The 15,106-nt window shown below is 68.0% G+C and carries 17 protein-coding genes, 3 tRNA genes and 1 pseudogene; 14 read left to right on the forward strand and 7 right to left on the reverse strand.

All coding sequences use genetic code 11. The features are described 5' to 3' along the window. The first annotated feature begins 18 nt into the window (after positions 1 to 18). The 7 genes from RM532_RS08740 to RM532_RS08770 all read left to right on the forward strand — a co-directional run bounded on the left by RM532_RS08740 (position 19) and on the right by RM532_RS08770 (position 4,784). The gene (locus tag RM532_RS08740; RefSeq protein WP_311652894.1) at positions 19 to 1,272 is read left to right on the forward strand and encodes a phage major capsid protein; all 1,254 of its coding nucleotides are present in this window, start codon (positions 19 to 21) and stop codon (positions 1,270 to 1,272) included. Next, positions 1,272 to 1,814: an HK97 family phage prohead protease gene (locus RM532_RS08745; RefSeq protein WP_311652895.1), complete on the forward strand. Its 543-nt coding sequence runs from the start codon at positions 1,272 to 1,274 to the stop codon at positions 1,812 to 1,814. The genes RM532_RS08740 and RM532_RS08745 overlap by 1 nt, the downstream gene beginning before the upstream one ends. Next, on the forward strand, positions 1,814 to 2,335 hold the full coding sequence (locus tag RM532_RS08750; RefSeq protein WP_311652897.1) for a hypothetical protein: 522 nt from the start codon (positions 1,814 to 1,816) through the stop codon (positions 2,333 to 2,335). The genes RM532_RS08745 and RM532_RS08750 overlap by 1 nt, the downstream gene beginning before the upstream one ends. Then, complete coding sequence (locus RM532_RS08755; protein WP_311652898.1) at positions 2,332 to 2,646, forward strand: phage head completion protein; 315 nt, start codon at positions 2,332 to 2,334, stop codon at positions 2,644 to 2,646. Before RM532_RS08750 ends, RM532_RS08755 begins: the two co-directional genes overlap by 4 nt. Beyond that, positions 2,646 to 3,719, forward strand: coding sequence for a phage portal protein (locus RM532_RS08760; protein WP_311652899.1), 1,074 nt, complete (start codon positions 2,646 to 2,648; stop codon positions 3,717 to 3,719). The genes RM532_RS08755 and RM532_RS08760 overlap by 1 nt, the downstream gene beginning before the upstream one ends. A gap of 404 nt (positions 3,720 to 4,123) precedes the next feature. Further along, positions 4,124 to 4,408, forward strand: coding sequence for a hypothetical protein (locus RM532_RS08765; protein WP_311652900.1), 285 nt, complete (start codon positions 4,124 to 4,126; stop codon positions 4,406 to 4,408). Beyond that, positions 4,401 to 4,784 carry a hypothetical protein gene (locus RM532_RS08770; RefSeq protein WP_311652901.1) on the forward strand — a complete coding sequence of 128 codons (384 nt, stop codon included), beginning with the start codon at positions 4,401 to 4,403 and terminating at the stop codon, positions 4,782 to 4,784. Before RM532_RS08765 ends, RM532_RS08770 begins: the two co-directional genes overlap by 8 nt. A 27-nt stretch (positions 4,785 to 4,811) precedes the next feature. Here RM532_RS08770 and RM532_RS08775 read toward each other — a convergent pair. Then, positions 4,812 to 4,886 (reverse strand) — tRNA-Val (locus RM532_RS08775). A 105-nt stretch (positions 4,887 to 4,991) separates the two neighbouring features. On the opposite strand from RM532_RS08775, the gene RM532_RS08780 reads away from it, so the two are divergent. Both RM532_RS08780 and RM532_RS08785 read left to right on the forward strand, forming a co-directional pair. Then, a complete protein-coding gene (locus RM532_RS08780; RefSeq protein ID WP_311652902.1) occupies positions 4,992 to 6,377 on the forward strand; it encodes an SDR family NAD(P)-dependent oxidoreductase in 1,386 nt (461 codons plus the stop codon). After that, positions 6,374 to 7,666 (forward strand): ABC1 kinase family protein, encoded by a 1,293-nt coding sequence (locus tag RM532_RS08785; protein ID WP_311652903.1) that lies wholly within the window; start codon positions 6,374 to 6,376, stop codon positions 7,664 to 7,666. The genes RM532_RS08780 and RM532_RS08785 overlap by 4 nt, the downstream gene beginning before the upstream one ends. Here the strand turns inward: RM532_RS08785 and RM532_RS08790 are convergent. After that, complete coding sequence (locus RM532_RS08790) at positions 7,663 to 8,550, reverse strand: DMT family transporter (protein ID WP_311652904.1); 888 nt, start codon at positions 8,548 to 8,550, stop codon at positions 7,663 to 7,665. The genes RM532_RS08785 and RM532_RS08790 overlap by 4 nt on opposite strands. 121 nt (positions 8,551 to 8,671) lie before the next feature. Between RM532_RS08790 and RM532_RS08795 the strand changes: the two genes are divergently transcribed. The 4 genes from RM532_RS08795 (at position 8,672) to RM532_RS08810 (ending at position 10,486) form a co-directional block, all read left to right on the forward strand. Beyond that, on the forward strand, positions 8,672 to 9,751 hold the full coding sequence (locus tag RM532_RS08795; protein WP_311652906.1) for a DegT/DnrJ/EryC1/StrS family aminotransferase: 1,080 nt from the start codon (positions 8,672 to 8,674) through the stop codon (positions 9,749 to 9,751). A gap of 68 nt (positions 9,752 to 9,819) precedes the next feature. Beyond that, positions 9,820 to 9,895, forward strand: a tRNA-Ala gene (locus tag RM532_RS08800). Between the two features lie 28 nt (positions 9,896 to 9,923). After that, positions 9,924 to 9,999: transfer RNA gene (locus RM532_RS08805), tRNA-Glu, on the forward strand. Between the two features lie 229 nt (positions 10,000 to 10,228). Next, a complete protein-coding gene (locus tag RM532_RS08810) occupies positions 10,229 to 10,486 on the forward strand; it encodes a hypothetical protein (RefSeq protein ID WP_311652907.1) in 258 nt (85 codons plus the stop codon). A 645-nt stretch (positions 10,487 to 11,131) separates the two neighbouring features. Here the strand turns inward: RM532_RS08810 and RM532_RS16055 are convergent. Continuing rightward, positions 11,132 to 11,524 (reverse strand): annotated as a pseudogene (locus tag RM532_RS16055) (recombinase family protein); the annotation flags it as partial. 180 nt (positions 11,525 to 11,704) lie between these two features. Between RM532_RS16055 and RM532_RS08820 the strand changes: the two are divergent. Further along, positions 11,705 to 11,971: a hypothetical protein gene (locus RM532_RS08820; protein ID WP_311652909.1), complete on the forward strand. Its 267-nt coding sequence runs from the start codon at positions 11,705 to 11,707 to the stop codon at positions 11,969 to 11,971. Positions 11,972 to 11,982: 11 nt separating this feature from the next. Here the strand turns inward: RM532_RS08820 and RM532_RS08825 are convergent, their stop codons facing one another. Genes RM532_RS08825 through RM532_RS08840 form a run of 4 tightly spaced genes read right to left on the reverse strand, consistent with a single transcriptional unit; the run spans position 11,983 to position 15,105 of the window. Further along, positions 11,983 to 12,381: a DUF7694 domain-containing protein gene (locus RM532_RS08825; RefSeq protein WP_311652910.1), complete on the reverse strand. Its 399-nt coding sequence runs from the start codon at positions 12,379 to 12,381 to the stop codon at positions 11,983 to 11,985. Further along, positions 12,378 to 14,114: a DNA cytosine methyltransferase gene (locus tag RM532_RS08830; RefSeq protein WP_311652911.1), complete on the reverse strand. Its 1,737-nt coding sequence runs from the start codon at positions 14,112 to 14,114 to the stop codon at positions 12,378 to 12,380. Before RM532_RS08830 ends, RM532_RS08825 begins: the two co-directional genes overlap by 4 nt. Then, positions 14,063 to 14,455, reverse strand: coding sequence for an ASCH domain-containing protein (locus RM532_RS08835; protein ID WP_311652913.1), 393 nt, complete (start codon positions 14,453 to 14,455; stop codon positions 14,063 to 14,065). The genes RM532_RS08830 and RM532_RS08835 overlap by 52 nt, the downstream gene beginning before the upstream one ends. Next, a complete protein-coding gene (locus tag RM532_RS08840; RefSeq protein WP_311652914.1) occupies positions 14,452 to 15,105 on the reverse strand; it encodes a hypothetical protein in 654 nt (217 codons plus the stop codon). Before RM532_RS08840 ends, RM532_RS08835 begins: the two co-directional genes overlap by 4 nt. Position 15,106 lies beyond the last annotated feature (1 nt).

Raw genomic sequence — 15,106 nt, forward strand, 5'->3', positions numbered from 1 at the left:
CGATATGAGGTAGCTATCATGCTGCAGTCCGCGCAAATCGCTCGCCGGCAGTCGGAAATCCGGCAGCAACTGGCCGAGCTGGCCGCCAAAGATTCCCCGGGTGACGACGAAACCCGCCAGATGGACGAACTCGACCGCGAGTATCGGTCGAACGAATCCCGATACCGGGCCGCCCTGGTGGCCGAGGATGACGAACGCCGGGAGGCCGGCGCCGAGCTGGAGACCCGCACCGGCAGCGAATGGTCCACCTTGGTGGGGCAGTTCGAGGTCCGGCAGGCCGCGCTCCACCTGGACGAAGGCCGCGCCCTGGATGGCGCCACCGCCGAGGTGGTGCAGGAACTCCGCAGCGCCGGCGGCTACCGGGGCATCCCGATCCCCTACGAGGCCCTGGAGCTTCGCGCCGGTGAAACCGTGGCATCCGGCACGCCGGACCCGGTGACGACTCGCCCGATCATCGACCGGCTTTTCCCCGAATCGGTGGCCGGTGCGATGGGCGCCCGCATGGTGAACGTGCCGAGCGGCCAGCAAGAGTATCCGGTGACGACTTCCAACGTCTCTGCCGGCTGGGCCTCGAGCGAGACCGGCGACGTGGCAGGCCCGACCGCCTACGCCACCACCGACCGCAGCCTGAAGCCGAATCAGACGCTCGGCATCCAGATGCAGCTGACCCGCCGCACCATGAAGCAGGCCGCCGGCATCGAGGAAGCCGTCCGGCGCGACATGCGCGGGGCGATCATGCAGGAAATGGACAAGGCGGTTTTCCAGGGCAGTGGCGGCAGCGGCGAGCCCCTGGGCGTGGTTGCCGGGGCTTCGACCTACGGCATCACCGAAACCGCGATCGACGCGACCGCGAGCTGGTCGGCCTTCCGGGCCGCGGTGACCCGGTTCCTGACCGCCAACGCGGCCGGTTCCCCCGGCGGCGTCCGCGTGCTGATCCGTCCCGAGGTATGGGACACGATGGACGCGGTGATCTTCGATGACGGTTCGGGCATCACCGAATACGACCGCCTGGTCGGCACGGTTGGCAGCGTCAATCTCACCAGCAACGGCCTCGCCGCCCCGGTCGGTTCGCCGGTCGAGAGCAACGCGCTGCTGACCACGACCGCCGGCGGGCAATCCCCGATCTTCGTGGCCACCTGGGGCGCCGTGGACATGATCCGCGACCCCTACAGCGATGCGGCATCCGGGGGCCTGCGCCTGACCGGCCTGGTGACGATGGATGTCAGCGTGAGCCGGACCGCGCAGCTGGAAGTCCTGACCGGGCTGCAGTAATGCTGACCGGCGCCGCGCATGGCGCGCTTGAAGTCCGCGCCGAAACCGATGGGGGCGCCCGGCTGTCCGGGCGCTTCCCCTACGGTGCGGTGGCGGAACTGGCCAAGGGGCGGTCGGAGGTATTCGCCCCCGGCAGCCTCGAGCCTCGCGGCAACGTCTACCTGCTGGCGCAGCATCGATTCGAGACCCCGCTAGCGTCCACGGACTCGGGCGGCCTGGAACTGCACGCCGACGACGACGCCCTGCGCTTCGAGGCACGGCTGTCCCCGGAGGTGGTCAACACCAGCCACGGCCGCGATGCCCTGGCGCTGATCCGGTCCGGCCTGGCCGTAGGCATCTCCCCCGGCTTTCGCGTGCCGACTGGCGGCGAGCGCGTTGAGCGCCACGATGGGGGCCTGATGCGGACCGTGACCCGTGCCGAGCTGCACGAACTGTCGATCGTCACCCGTCCGGCCTTCGAGGCCGCGCAAGTCGAGGCCCGCTGCTGGCAGGCCCCACAGGAAGCCGGCCGGGCCATCCCGGCGGCCTGGCGGTGGCGGTAATGGTCGAGCTGCTATCGGTCACCGAAGGCCAGCCGTCGAGCTATCCGTCCCTGCCGGCGGACGTGTCCAGCGAGGCGAGTACCGCCATCGAGGCGGCGACCGTCTGGCAGCGCATCGAGGCGTGGATCGCCTACCGCTGGAACGAGCGCAGCGTGACCTGGGTAGTGCAGGGGCCGGGCGTCTGGCTGCCACCCCTGCGGCCTTACACGGTGGACAGCGCCGAAGCCTGGAACGGGCAAGCCTACGAATCCGTGACCCTGACCGATGCCCCGGTCGGCTTCGAGCTGGACGGCAAGGCGTACAAGGTGCAGGCCACGGTCGGCGACACCGACGACCCGCCCGACATCGTGGACGAAGCGGTGCGACGGCTGACCGAGTACCTGTATCAAGTCACGCAAGACCCGGTGCCGGGCCACACCACGGCCACGGACGGTGATTACAGCTTCACCCGGTCGGCTGGCTGGGCAGCGCGTGCGATCCAGCACAGCGGCGCAGGCGACCTGCTGAGGGCCTACCGATGACCCTGGGGCTGTTCAAGGATGGGTACGAACTCTGGCGCAGTACCGAAACCCGCAACGAGTACGGCGGCGTCGAGTACACCTGGAACAAGCAGGCCGACATCCGGGGCCGGGCAACGCCGGTCACCGCCGAATTCAAGCGCACCCCGCGGTATTCGTACAGCGTGATTCAGTGGCGCTTCTCCACGACGCCGGACATGGACATGCAACCCGGTGACGAGATCCGATTTAACGGCCGGCGCCTGTCCGTGGACGTGGTGCCGGAGACCAGTACCGGGCGCCGCCTCGAGGCCGAATGCCGGGAGCTTCGATAATGCTTGAACGGCTGATGCGGATGATTAAGCGCACCCCCGAGACCCGCGCCAGCGGGGCGGGCTACACCGCGCAAGTCATGGATGCCCGGGATTCATTCATCACGGGCCGGCGGGGCCTGGCGGAACTCACCGCCACCGCGCAGGGCTGCGTGAGCCTATGGGAAGGCGGACTCGCCCAAGCCGAGGTGATCGGCGCCGACCTGCTGACCCCGGAGACCCTGGGCATCACTGCCCGGTCCCTGGGGCTGCGAGGCGAGGCCGTGTACCTGATCCGAGACCGGCTGATCCCCGCGTCGGATTGGGAGGTCACCACCAGCAACGGCAAGCCCACCGCGTACCAGTTGACGATCAGCGAGGCGGGAGGCGGGCGCCACGTTACCGCCCTGGCCGGCGAGGTATTCCACGTCAAGGTAGGCGCCGACGCGATCACCCCCTGGGCTGGCGTGTCGCCCCTTCGCCGGGCGCAACTGACGGCGGAGCTGCTGCACGCGGTCGAGGAAGCGCTAACGGAGACCTTCCAGTGCGCGCCCCTGGGCAGTCAGATCACCCCCATGCCGGAAAACCCCGAGGTCGATAACGACCGGCTCGCCCGGAGCTTCCGGGGCCAGCGCGGCCGGGTACTGCTGCGGGAGTCCGTGAACGTCACCGCGGCCGGCGGCCCGACACCGGTAACCGACTGGAAGCCGTCCGACCTGTCCCCGGACCTGTCGCGCTCGATGACTGCAGAAACGCTCGAGGCGGCCCGGAGCGCCATCTGTCATGCGTTCGGCGTGCTGCCCGCCCTGATGGACCCCAAGACCACCGGCCCGCTGGTGCGGGAAGCACAGCGGCATCTCGCGCAATGGCAGCTGCAGCCAGTCGCCCGGCTGATCGCGGACGAAGCCACCGCCAAGCTGGGGGCGACGGTCGCTATCGACACGCTGCGGCCCCTGCAGGCGTATGACGCCGGCGGCCGCGCCCGCGCCCTGACCGGCGTACTCGAGGGCCTGGCAGCGGCCCGCGAATCCGGATTGCCCGAGGATCAGATCGCGGCGGCGCTGAAATTCGCCGGCGTGCTGGCGGAACCCGAATAGCTTTTGTCAGTGGCCGTTGTTGAGCATGGCGGCTTTGACTGTTCGCGGCAGCCTTTCTCCCCGGCTGCACGGCGAGTGTCGGCGGCGGCCTAGACAACCGCGCGGCTGACAGCGGCCCGCCCCGGTAACGCAATGTGCCGGCGGCGGGCCTTCTATTGGGCGGCCGTGAACTTGACGGGGCCGGCTCCAGCGGGCAACGTCAAGGCTCGGGGCTGGTAACCCCAAAGACGTGAGCGGATAGCCGCGGCCGACATCGCGGCGTTCTTGTGTCCGGTTCAATGGCCGGGTGGGCGTGAATACAAGACCGCATAGCGGGAATAAGCGCGCCGTTCTCACGTTCGGTTACCACCACCCGGCCGCCCCCTGGGGCGATCTTTTGGTATTAACAACGTGAGGTAATGACCATGCCAGCCAAAGCCATAAGCCCGGATGACTTCATCGACAAGGCCCCCGCCTGGATGACCAGCGACCGGGGGGTCGGCGACACCCTGAGCAATGCCCGTGCCCTGCTGACGGTGCTGCAAGCATCGCAGGAGTGCGAGCAGGGCGCCCGCCTGGACGATTACGAATGGGGTCAGTTTCTGATTATTGAGACGGTTCGAGGTCTGGTCAGTCACGCCGAAGTGCTGGCCGAAAAGCAGCAACATCCCGACCGCCCGCAAATCGTGAAGGGGGCCAACCATGTCTGAGCAGGAACTGAGCGACACGAATCTGGCAGGGTCCGACGATAAGTACGATGTCCTGCATCTTCGCTATGAACGCATCGGCGTTCTGGTGGACCACCTTGTGCATCTGGTGATCACGCGGGGCGGCCCCGATGCTGAGATCGAGAAAACCGTCCTGTTTCTGAATCAGGAGGTGCACGACACTGACGGTGAGCTTGAGCGGCTGCGGTATAGGGCGCTCCAGACTCCCGTTTCCTGCCGACCTGAGCCCCGCCCTGTGCGGGGCTTTTTTGCGCCCACCGGAAGCGCGGCCGGCCTGGCTGCAGGGATGGCGGCATGGTCCCGTCTGCCGACTTTATATTGCACTTACGCTGCATTTCGGAAAGAAAAAAGGGGCTAGGCGAATCGCCTAACCCCTTGTTTTTAATGGTGGGCGGTGCAAGGTTCGAACTTGCGACCCCTGCCGTGTGAAGGCAGTGCTCTACCGCTGAGCTAACCGCCCGATCGGGCGCGCAATATACGATGCGCTCGGATGAGCGTCAACGCGCGGGCGCATACCTGCGGCCGCGGTTGGCGTATTGCGTGCAAACCTGACGGGACACTGCCCATGCTCTTGCAAGAACGCGTGACCGTACCGAGGTCGGTCGCCGACTGCTTTCGGTACCTGGTGGATTTTTCCACCTGCGAGCAGTGGGATCCTGGGGTCGAGCGTGCACGCAAGGTGACACCCGGGGCGCCCGGGGTGGGCACGCGCTTCAATCTGACGCTGGCGTGTGCCGGGCGGTCGGTGCCGATGACATATGAATTGTCCGAGATCGTGACCGACTGCCGGCTGGTGTTGAGCGGACGGGGCGAGGGTTTTTGCGTCACCGACACGATCGAATTGGCGGCTCATGGCGGCGAGACCGTTATCGATTACCGCTCGGCGATTCGCTTTCTCGGCCCCGGTCGCCACATCGCGCGCTGGTTGCGTCCCTGGTTCAATCGCATGGGCCGCCGGGCTGTGGCGGGCCTCGGAACTGCCCTGTCGCCGGGGCCCGAACCGTCCGATCATCCGGTGGGCGCGCTCGCGCACCGGACGCTGCTTCCCGCCATGGTGCAGTTCACGCGGCGCGGCTATCGGGCGATGCCGGACAAGGGGTTGAGCGATTTCATGGACGGGCGGATGGTGGTTGTGACGGGTGCGACCGGCGGTCTCGGGCTGGCGGCGGCGCAGGCGCTGGCCCGGCTGGGTGCCAGCGTGACCATCACCGGCCGGGATGCCGAACGGCTGGCGGCGGCCCGCCGGGCGATTGCGGACTTTGCCGGCATCGAGCCGGAAACGATCCGGACGTATCAGGCGGACATGCTGTCGCTGACCCAGGTGCGCGACCTGGCCGGGCGCCTGCGGCGCGATCTGCCGTCAATCGATGTGCTGGTCAACAACGCCGGGGCGCTGTTCGCCGAGCGGGTGCTCACCGAGGACGATATCGAGCGCAGCATGGCGATCAATCTGGTGTCACCTTTCGTGCTGACCGAAGCGCTGGCGCCGGTGCTCGGGCAGGCGGGGGCACGGGTAGTGAATGTGGCCAGCGGCGGGATGTACACCCAGGCGCTGGCGCTGGAGGACATGAATTTCGAGCAGGGCGAATTCGACGGGGCGAAGGCGTATGCCCGCGCCAAACGGGGCCTGGTGGCGCTGACCGAGCACTGGGCGCAGTCCGCTGAGTTTGCCGGGGTGGATGTCCACGTCATGCATCCCGGCTGGGCGGCAACACCGGGGGTGGCGAAATCGCTGCCTGCCTTCAACCGTCGGCTACAGGGGCGTCTGCGGGATGCTCGAATGGGGGCGGACACCATGGTCTGGCTTGCCAGCAGTCCGCTGGTGGCAGGGCGCTCCGGCGAGTTCTGGTTCGACCGTCAGCCTCGCCCCAGGACAATTCTGCCCGGTACCGCCGTGACGCAGCCACAACGCGATCAACTGCTGGCCTGGCTACAGCGAGCGGCAGCATGAGCGATGACAAGCGCGATCAGCGCAGCCGCCGGCGCAAGCTGTTCGGCGCCGGCCTGCGCACGTTGGGGCGGGGCGCCCGGCGGGTGCTGCCGGGCTACGATCGAGCGCAGTACTGGACCCAGAGCGGCCTCGACTGGTTCGACACCCTGGGCAATCTCAAGGGCGCGGCCATGAAATTGGGGCAGGTAGCCGCCCAGTATCAGGATCTGCTGCCGCCGGAGCTGACCGAGCAACTGGCCCGCCTGCAGCGTGATGCGCAGCCGCGCCCGTTCGCGCAGATGCGCACGGTGCTAGAGATGGCCTGGGGGCCGGAGGCATGGGCACAGGTGGCCTCGATCGAACAGACCGCAATGGCGGCGGCTTCCATCGGACAGGTGCATCGCGCCCGGCTGGTGGGCGGCCGCGCGGTGGTCATCAAGATCCGTTATCCGGAAGTGGCCGGGTCGGTGGATGCGGACGTCGCCAATCTGGGTCGTCTGCTGCGCTGGTCGCGGCTGCTGCCGATCGACGCCTCGCGTCTGGACGAAGTGCTGGCCGAGGTTCGCGACCGGTTGGCGGAGGAAACCGACTACCGCGTTGAACGCGCCAACCTGATGGCGATGCGGGCTCTCGATCTGCCGGGCTTCCTGCTGCCCACGCCGGTGGATACGCTCAGCGGCGAGTCGGTACTGGTCATGGAGGAGATCGTGGCGGAGCGGCTGGACGGTCTGCGCGACGCCGATCAGGCCGCGCGGGATCGGGTGGGCGAGGCGCTGGTGGCCAATCTGGCGCGGCAGGTCTTTACCCACGGGCTGTTGCATGCCGATCCGCATCCCGGCAACTACGGGCTGACGGCGGATGGCCGGGTGGCGGTGTACGACTTCGGCTGCATCAAACGGGTGGCGCAGGTGGAGGCGGACGGCATGCGGCGGGTGCTGGCGGCGAGCCTGGCGTACGACTGGGCCGGCGTGCATGCCGGGCTGGCGGATCTGGGTATCGTCAATCCCGCGGCGTTTGCCGATGAGCCCGATGTGTTCACCGACATCTACCGCCGGCACCATCATGCGGCAATCGACGCGGTGAAAGCCGGGCCACTCTACGACTTTACCGAAGGTAGCGTGATCACGCGGCTGCGCACGGAGGTCCGCGCCGACCTGCGCCACTGGCGGCGGTTCCGGCCGGCGCCGGAGCTGGTGTTCGTGATGCGCACGCTCAGCGGCATGTACTGGCTGCTGCGCGGCATCGAGGCTCGGGTGCCGCTATACGACATGCTGGAGGCGGTGGCCGACGGGCGCGAGGACAACCTCTAACGGGCGAACGCCCGCCGCCAGAGCCCGTCGCCCCATTGATACAGGGCCAGGGCGGTCACGATCAGCGCTGCCCCGAGCAGGGCGTGCCGGGTGAGCGGTTCGTCGGCTATCAGCCAGCCGATAGTCAGCGCGGTGGGCGGGGTCATCAGCGGGATCAGCGCCACGGTTGCAACCGGCAGCCGTGCCAGCAGGTGGAAATACAGCATGAAGCCCAGCACCGAGCCGAACACGCTCAGATAGGCGATGGCGCCCAGCGTGCGCGGGGCCGCCTCGCTTGGCAGCCGGCCATCGGTAATTCCCCAGGCCAGGGTAAAGCCGATGGCGGTCAGCCAGAGCGCGCCGCCCACCTGGGAAAGCGGATGCATCACCACGCTGTGGCGTTTCACCAGCACGCTGCTCAGCGCGTAGAACGTGGTGGCGACCACGAGCGCCGCAATGGCCGGTGCAGCGTCAGCGTTGATCGCCATCTCACCGCGGTAGAGGATAGCGAGGCCGGCCATCGCGGCAAGCAGCGCGCCGACCCGCAACGGGGTCAGCGTGCGCTCACCCAGCATCAGGGCACCGAACAGACCCGCAAACAGTGGCGCCACGCCGAAGACCACCGCGATCAGCCCCGAGGGCAGGAACTGCGCCGCCCAGTAGAGCAGCCCCATGGCGCCGAAAAAGCCTAGCGCGCCCGAGGCATACATGCGGCAGGCGGCGGCGGAGTAGTCGCGGGTCAGGCCAAAGGCACGGATCAGGAGCGAGGCCAGCAGGGCGCCGGCCACCATGCGCAGCGCCACGCCCTCGAGAAAGGTCACGCCGCCGCCACTGCTCCATTTCACCGCCAGCGGCGTGGTGGACCACACCAGCACGACGATGGCAAAGGCGGCAGGCACGGGCATGGCAACTCGCTGGTCGGCGCGGACTGAACGGCTCGGCGCAAGGCCGATCCGCGGGTGCGCGATGATAGACTACGCGCCGGCCGGCCACCCGCCGGCATGACTGGTTCAAGCGAGCGATTTCATGCAATTCATTGATCTCCAGGCCCAGTACCGCCGGATTCAGGCGGACGTGGATGCGCGCATGCGCGCCGTGCTCGAGCACGGTCAGTACGTGATGGGGCCGGAGATCGAGGCCCTGGAACAACGCCTGGCCGACTACGTCGGCGTGCCGCACTGCGTGGCGATGTCCAGCGGCACTGACGCGCTGCTGGTAGCCATGATGGCGCTGGATATCGGGCCGGGCGATGAAGTGATCACCACGCCGTTCACGTTCATTGCCACTGGGGAGATGATTGCGCTGCTCGGTGCAAAGCCGGTATTCGTGGATATCGACCCGCTTACCTACAATCTCGATCCCGCGCTGGTTGAAGCCGCGATCACGCCGCGAACCCGGGCGGTCGTGCCGGTGAGTCTCTACGGCCAGTGCGCCGACATGGAGGCTTTCACCCGCATTGGCGAGAAACACGGGCTGCCGGTAATCGAGGACGGCGCCCAGAGTTTCGGCGCCACCCGCCACGGCCGGCGTTCCTGCGGCTTGTCCAGCCTGTCGGCCACGTCGTTCTTCCCGGCCAAGCCCCTGGGCTGCTATGGCGACGGCGGGGCGGCATTCACCACCGATCCCGACCTCGACCGGCGCATGCGGGAGTTGCGCAATCACGGGCAGGACCGCCGCTATCACCACCCGCGTCTGGGCATCAACGGCCGGCTGGACACGCTGCAGGCGGCGGTGCTGCTGGCGAAGATGGAAATCTTCGAGGATGAAGTGCAGGTTCGGGGGCAGCTCGGGGCCCGCTATTCGGCGGCACTGGCCGATCTGGTGCAGACGCCGCATCTTGCCGCGGGCAACACCAGCGTCTACGCCCAGTACACGGTCCAGGTCGATCAGCGTGACGCGGTGCAGGCGCGCTTGAAGGACGCAGGTGTGCCCACTGCCGTGCATTATCCGGTCCCCCTCAACCAGCAGCCGGCGCTGTACACGGATGATCCCGTGCCGGTGGCCGATGCCGCGGCCGAGCGGGTGATGAGCCTGCCCATGCATCCCTATCTGACCGAAGCGGAGCAGGATGAAGTCGTGGCGGCCCTGAAAGCCGCGCTGACCTAGGGATTCGTCAATTAGTGGTTGTGGCCGAGCGCCATGCCCCCTATAATTCGCGGCCGCTGACGAGACCCGGGGCCATAGCTCAGTTGGGAGAGCGCAACACTGGCAGTGTTGAGGTCGGGGGTTCGAATCCCCCTGGCTCCACCAGTCTCCGGCAGCGATAACGACTCGATACGTCCCCATCGTCTAGAGGCCTAGGACACCGCCCTTTCACGGCGGTAACAGGGGTTCGAATCCCCTTGGGGACGCCAAAGATGCCTTGGAGTCGCCGGCCCCAGCCTCGGGGTCGGCGGCGTCCACCGCGATGCGGTATTGCATGCGCGCGTTGAGGGTTTCCGGGTCCAGTTCCACTGATTCCACGAATGCGCGCAGCATCTCCTTGAGCGCGTGTGTGGGCTTTTCCTCTGCGCCTTGCCATAGGCCGTCCAGGGTGGCGCGCATGGATTCTTCCGTGACGCTGCGCAGGGCCATGCGGGCGCTGTGTTCGCGCTCTATGCGGTCGATCTGTGTAGCGGCGTCGCGCCGGCGGACTTCGAGTTCGTCCACCTTGCGCAGCGCTGGGCCGGGGTCGCTGAGGCTGGCGGCCAGATCCATGGTGCGGCTGATCTGGTCGTTGATGCGGACGACTTCCTGGCGGAGATCGCTGGCGGGGTCGTCGGTGCCGGCCTGTGCCTGGGCTTCGCGGGTGAGGGCGCGCACGAAGTCGGGGCTGCTCATGTCGTGGGCGGCGCGCTGTAGGACGGCGCTGTCGACGTGTTCGCGTTTGACGTAGCGACCGCGGCGCTGGCGGGTAGGCTTGAGATTGTAATAAGTGGCGTTGACCTGCCAGTGCGCGCCGTCCGGGGCGACCAGCAGGCCGCTGAGCAGGTATTTGCTGCCGCCGGTTTTGCCGGCGGAGACGGCTTTGCCGATGTCGCTGTTTTCCAGGGATGACACCAGGGCTTCGGCTTCGTCCCGTTCGATGATGGCGGGGTGGGTGTTGTGCTGGATGCGCCACTGGTCGCGGGGCTTGCGGCGGTGGCCGCCTTCGTAGCCGCCATCCGCGAGGCGTTCGCTCATGACGTTCCAGGTGGTGGCGCCGGCGTAGGTAAGGGCGTTCCATTCGATGCCGACCAGGGTGCTGGTGGCGCGCTTGAAGCCGGAGGCGTCGATGGCTTCGCGCCGGCTGGCACCCTGGGCGCGTTTGCGCAGGTAGAGGCCGACGCTTTCCAGGTCGGCGGTGGGGCGCAGGCGGGTCTTGGTGACTTCGCGGCCTTCGCGCATGGTGCCGGTGCCGACGTGTTCGAGCTGGTAGCCCACGGGGGCGCGGCCGCCGGCGCGCCAGCCGGCGCTGACGTTTTCGGCCATGCCGGCCAGGCCCTTCATCTTGCTCATGAGGCTGTGGACTTCGTCCATGGCCGTCAGCGTGCTGTAGACGATGATCTGGGTGATGCGGTCGGTGTCGGGCAGCGTGAGATAGCGCATGTCGACGCCGCGGCGCTTCACTTCATGGCGAAAGGCGTGGGCGAATTCGGTGCGGCGGCTGATGCGGGCGGTGTCGGTGGCCAGCAGGACGGACCAGCCGCGATCCTTGTCGCGGATGCGCTGCAGCAGGCGCTGGAAGGCGGGGCGGTTTTCGTCCTTGGCCGATTCGACGGCGTCGGCGAATTCTTCAACGACCTCCAGATTCTCGCGCCGGGCGTACTCGTTGAGTTCGCGCCTCTGTGATGCGATGGACGCGTCGCTGCGGTCTTTGGTGCTCCGCAGGTACAGCGCCGCCCGTTTGGTTGTCGCCATCCGATTCTCCGGGCTGGTGGTTGCTGAGCACGTGTAACACAACGCGCGCGAGCCTGGGGTCGGGTGCGCCCCGGCTGGGCAGCATGGTGACGGGGTTGTCGTCCCGGCGGGGCATGGTCAGATCCACGCCCGCGCGTGATGGTACTGTATGCCCGAACAGTTCCCGAGGGTGTGACGACGATGGGCGATGACGCCAGCAACTGGCTGCGGGATTTCACGGCGGTGCAGCTGATCGAGGGCGGTCAGCGCGAGCGCATGACGTGGGTGAACACGCGCCGGCGTAACCTGGAGCGCATGGTGCAGGCGTTCGGCATGGAGGCCGATCGGTTGCTGAACCACGGGGATGATCTGGCCACGCTGGACCGGATGCAGGATTCGCTGGTGAGCGAGATGGGCTACATCCGGCGGCAGTTGGCGGCGGTGGTTTCGGCGCGGGGGCGGCGTTAGGGTCACCATGGCTACAGCGTCACGCCGACGGGTGTATCGAGGATCCAGAGGTGCCGCATGTTCGCGTCGTGCACCACCGCGGAGTCGGGCGGGTAGATTTCCACGGCCTGCGCCTCCGCGTACCCGCACTGGCGCTTGATGTCCTGCAGCTGCTCCCAGGTGATGCCGTCGGCCCAGCCGCCGCGCCGGTCTATCTCGGTGCGGTTGACGGTGATCCGGGTGGCGCCCGGTTCCGCGGGGAATATCTGGACCAGGAAGTGACGGCTGCGCAGGGTGCGTTGCGGCTGGATGCGGACGGCGCTGGCGGACGGTGGCCACTGGTCCTGTGGGACTTCCACCAGGTCATGCGGCCAGCGTTTGTTCTCGCGGCTGAGTTCGGCGGACCATTGGCGGCGGGCTTGGCGGTTCATGCCGCCGCCTCCAGTTCATGCACGAAGTTGGCCTGCGCCAGCGCCGCCGCCACCGGCGGGCAGACGCTGTTGCCGCACATGCGCACCTGGGCGTGCTTGGGCAGAGCCTCGCCGTCGGCGCCGCGGTCGATGATGTAGCTCTCGGGGAAGCCCTGGGCGCGGTACAGCTCGCGGGGCTGGAGCATACGCATGCCGATGTCGGTCAGCACCCAGGTTTCGCCGTCGATGTCGACGGTCACCAGCTGGAGTCGGTCTTTCGTGGTGGCCGTGGGCGCGGGCTGGCGCAGGTCCCGGCCGGTTTCGCCGCTGCCGCTGCCGTAGTACGGGGCCATCAGGGCGGCGACCAGTGCCGATTTGCCGCCGCCCCCAGCCGTCACCGTTCCGACAGGGGTCTGCGCATCGCTCCCGATGCTGGCGCCGAACTGCCGGCTGATATGCGCCGCCACCAGCCGCTGGGTGCTGCCTTTGCCGACGATCGTGCTGACCGGCTTCGTGGCCGCGTGGCCGACGACGCCGGTGTTGGCCTGTTCCATGAACGCCGCGACCAGTGATGCGCCGTTGGCCGTGGCCGTGACGGTGGGCATCGGCTGGTTCACGTCGCGGGTTCGCGGCGCCTGGCCTTCGGCCTCGCCGTGGCGGGGGATGAAATACGGCACCGCCAGGCTCATGGCATTGCCGGTGCCCGGCCGCTTGGCCTGGTGCCCGCCGGCGGTGATCGTGTGCAGTGGCGCGTCCGCGGCGCTTCCGGTGCTGTGCTCCCGGTGCTTGGCAATGAACGGCGTGCAGATCAGGTGTTCGGCTTTCGTCGTGATCGTGGTCAGCGGATCGTCGATCGGGTATTGCTGGCCATCGCCTCGCCAGCCGGTCTGGCCGATCCGCACGATGTAGGGCGCCGCCGCATCGAGCACGAACCGCTGCACGCCCTTGGCGATCCGCCGCAGGGTGTTGTCGGCCAGCGGCCGCTTGCGGGTGAATATCGATGGCGCGGGGATGCTCCAGTCGATGCACTCGGCGGCCGTGCGGTAGGGCTGCAGCCGGTTGCGCTTTACTCGGGCGTCGTCGGCCGGGGCATGCGTCGGCTGCGGCCAGGCGATGGGCCGGCCGTCGCGGCGGGCCACGACGAACAGGCGGCGCCGGATGGTGGGCGCGCCGTAGTCGCAGGCGCGTAGCAGCTTGTACTCGACGCGGTAGCCCAGGCGTTCGAGCTGGTGCACCCATTCATCGAACTGCTGGCCCTTGCGGCGCTTGCAGGGCCGGCCATCCTCGCCGAGCGGGCCCCAGTCCTGAAATTCCTCGACGTTCTCCAGCATGATCACGCGCGGCCGGCAGCGGCGGGCCCACTTAACCACCACCCAGGCGAGGCCGCGGATTTTCTTGCTGGCGGGTTTGCCGCCCTTGGCCTTGCTGTGGTGCGTGCAGTCCGGGCTCGCCCACAGCAGGCCGACCGGCAGGCCGCGGGTCACGCGGACCGGGTTCACCTTGAACACGGACTCGCAGAAATGCTCGGTGTCCGGGTGGTTGGCCCGGTGCATGGATACCGCCTGGGGGTCATGATTGACGGCGATGTCGACCGGGCGGCCCAGGGCCTGCTCGAGGCCGATGCTTGTGCCACCGCCGCCGGCGAACAGGTCGATGACCAGTTCGTGGCCGAGGTTTAGCGGGAGTTGGGGGCGGTTGCCGGTCATGACTGCGGCCTTGGCGTCCAGTTCCACAGCCCCAGCGATCCACCACACGGATCGGGCTCGGCCAACGGCTGGGTATCCGACAGCACCCAACACCACGGGCCGCCGATATGTTGCGCCTGCCATTTGAGGAACGGGTAACGCTGATCGTGTAGCCGGTCTTCGATCTCATCGGCTGGCAGGCAGTCGATTAGTTCAGCAATCGCGACTACCGCGCCGAACACCATATCCGGATACCGAGCGTGGATATCCGGCGCCAGCATCTTCCGGCTTTTCCCGGCGTGGATCGCCAGCGGGCCGCGGTAGCGCGTGGGCCAGCTTCTGTTCTCAACGCGCTTTTCGTCTATAGCGATCAGGTGCGCATATGGCTGACAGATCGTTAGGGCTTTCATGCCTTGCCCTCCAGCCGATCCAGATACCGGCAAAGCGTGCGGGTGATGTCCGGGGCCAGGGTGAGTTCCACGCCGGCGTCGGGGGCGCGGATGGTGAGGTGGCCGTCGGACCAGAGGGCGGCGGTGGCGTCGGCGCTGGTCAGGCGCAGCGGGGCGTCGAGCGCTTCGCCGGGCAGGCTGGCGATGAGGCGGCGGATGCCGTCTGGCAGGCCGTCATCGGTGGGTTCGGGTGCCCCGGTGCCGGCGTCACCCGCCGGGGCGTCGGGCGTTGGGGGTTCGGCAGCGCTGGGGGTGGTGCTGCCGTCGTCGCCGGCTGACGTGGGGGATTCTGCCGCTGTGCTGGCACCCGCCGCGGCCGCGGGAGGTCTACGCTCGGCAGGGGAGACCGGGGGTACAGTTCCCGCCGATTTGTCGCCAGCTGACAAGGTCTGGTCGGCCGGTGGGCGCTTGCGTTCGGGCAGGTGCCAGCGGCCAGTGTCGTCGCGGTCTAGTTTGCCAGTCTGGCGGGCCCTGTAAAGGGCGTTACTCACCTGCTTTTCGTCGGCCCAGCCGTCGTCGGCCTGGTAGATTTCGGTGCGCGTCATGGCGCGGCGTCGGCGCGTGAGGATGGCGACGGCGAGGTTGATGGGGCTGGTGTGGGCGTCAGGCATG

It is taken from the genome of Spectribacter hydrogenoxidans (assembly GCF_031846275.1).
Lineage (GTDB): Bacteria > Pseudomonadota > Gammaproteobacteria > Nevskiales > Salinisphaeraceae > Spectribacter > Spectribacter hydrogenoxidans.

What these genes read in the sequence shown, in the direction of transcription:
- RM532_RS08740 (WP_311652894.1), top strand. Translation starts at nt 19, where the DNA reads ATGCTGCAGTCCGCGCAAATCGCTCGCCGGCAGTCGGAAATCCGGCAG.
- RM532_RS08745 (WP_311652895.1), top strand. Translation starts at nt 1,272, where the DNA reads ATGCTGACCGGCGCCGCGCATGGCGCGCTTGAAGTCCGCGCCGAAACC.
- RM532_RS08750 (WP_311652897.1), top strand. Translation starts at nt 1,814, where the DNA reads ATGGTCGAGCTGCTATCGGTCACCGAAGGCCAGCCGTCGAGCTATCCG.
- RM532_RS08755 (WP_311652898.1), top strand. Translation starts at nt 2,332, where the DNA reads ATGACCCTGGGGCTGTTCAAGGATGGGTACGAACTCTGGCGCAGTACC.
- RM532_RS08760 (WP_311652899.1), top strand. Translation starts at nt 2,646, where the DNA reads ATGCTTGAACGGCTGATGCGGATGATTAAGCGCACCCCCGAGACCCGC.
- RM532_RS08765 (WP_311652900.1), top strand. Translation starts at nt 4,124, where the DNA reads ATGCCAGCCAAAGCCATAAGCCCGGATGACTTCATCGACAAGGCCCCC.
- RM532_RS08770 (WP_311652901.1), top strand. Translation starts at nt 4,401, where the DNA reads ATGTCTGAGCAGGAACTGAGCGACACGAATCTGGCAGGGTCCGACGAT.
- RM532_RS08780 (WP_311652902.1), top strand. Translation starts at nt 4,992, where the DNA reads ATGCTCTTGCAAGAACGCGTGACCGTACCGAGGTCGGTCGCCGACTGC.
- RM532_RS08785 (WP_311652903.1), top strand. Translation starts at nt 6,374, where the DNA reads ATGAGCGATGACAAGCGCGATCAGCGCAGCCGCCGGCGCAAGCTGTTC.
- RM532_RS08790 (WP_311652904.1), bottom strand. Translation starts at nt 8,550, where the DNA reads ATGCCCGTGCCTGCCGCCTTTGCCATCGTCGTGCTGGTGTGGTCCACC.
- RM532_RS08795 (WP_311652906.1), top strand. Translation starts at nt 8,672, where the DNA reads ATGCAATTCATTGATCTCCAGGCCCAGTACCGCCGGATTCAGGCGGAC.
- RM532_RS08820 (WP_311652909.1), top strand. Translation starts at nt 11,705, where the DNA reads ATGGGCGATGACGCCAGCAACTGGCTGCGGGATTTCACGGCGGTGCAG.
- RM532_RS08825 (WP_311652910.1), bottom strand. Translation starts at nt 12,381, where the DNA reads ATGAACCGCCAAGCCCGCCGCCAATGGTCCGCCGAACTCAGCCGCGAG.
- RM532_RS08835 (WP_311652913.1), bottom strand. Translation starts at nt 14,455, where the DNA reads ATGAAAGCCCTAACGATCTGTCAGCCATATGCGCACCTGATCGCTATA.
- RM532_RS08840 (WP_311652914.1), bottom strand. Translation starts at nt 15,105, where the DNA reads ATGCCTGACGCCCACACCAGCCCCATCAACCTCGCCGTCGCCATCCTC.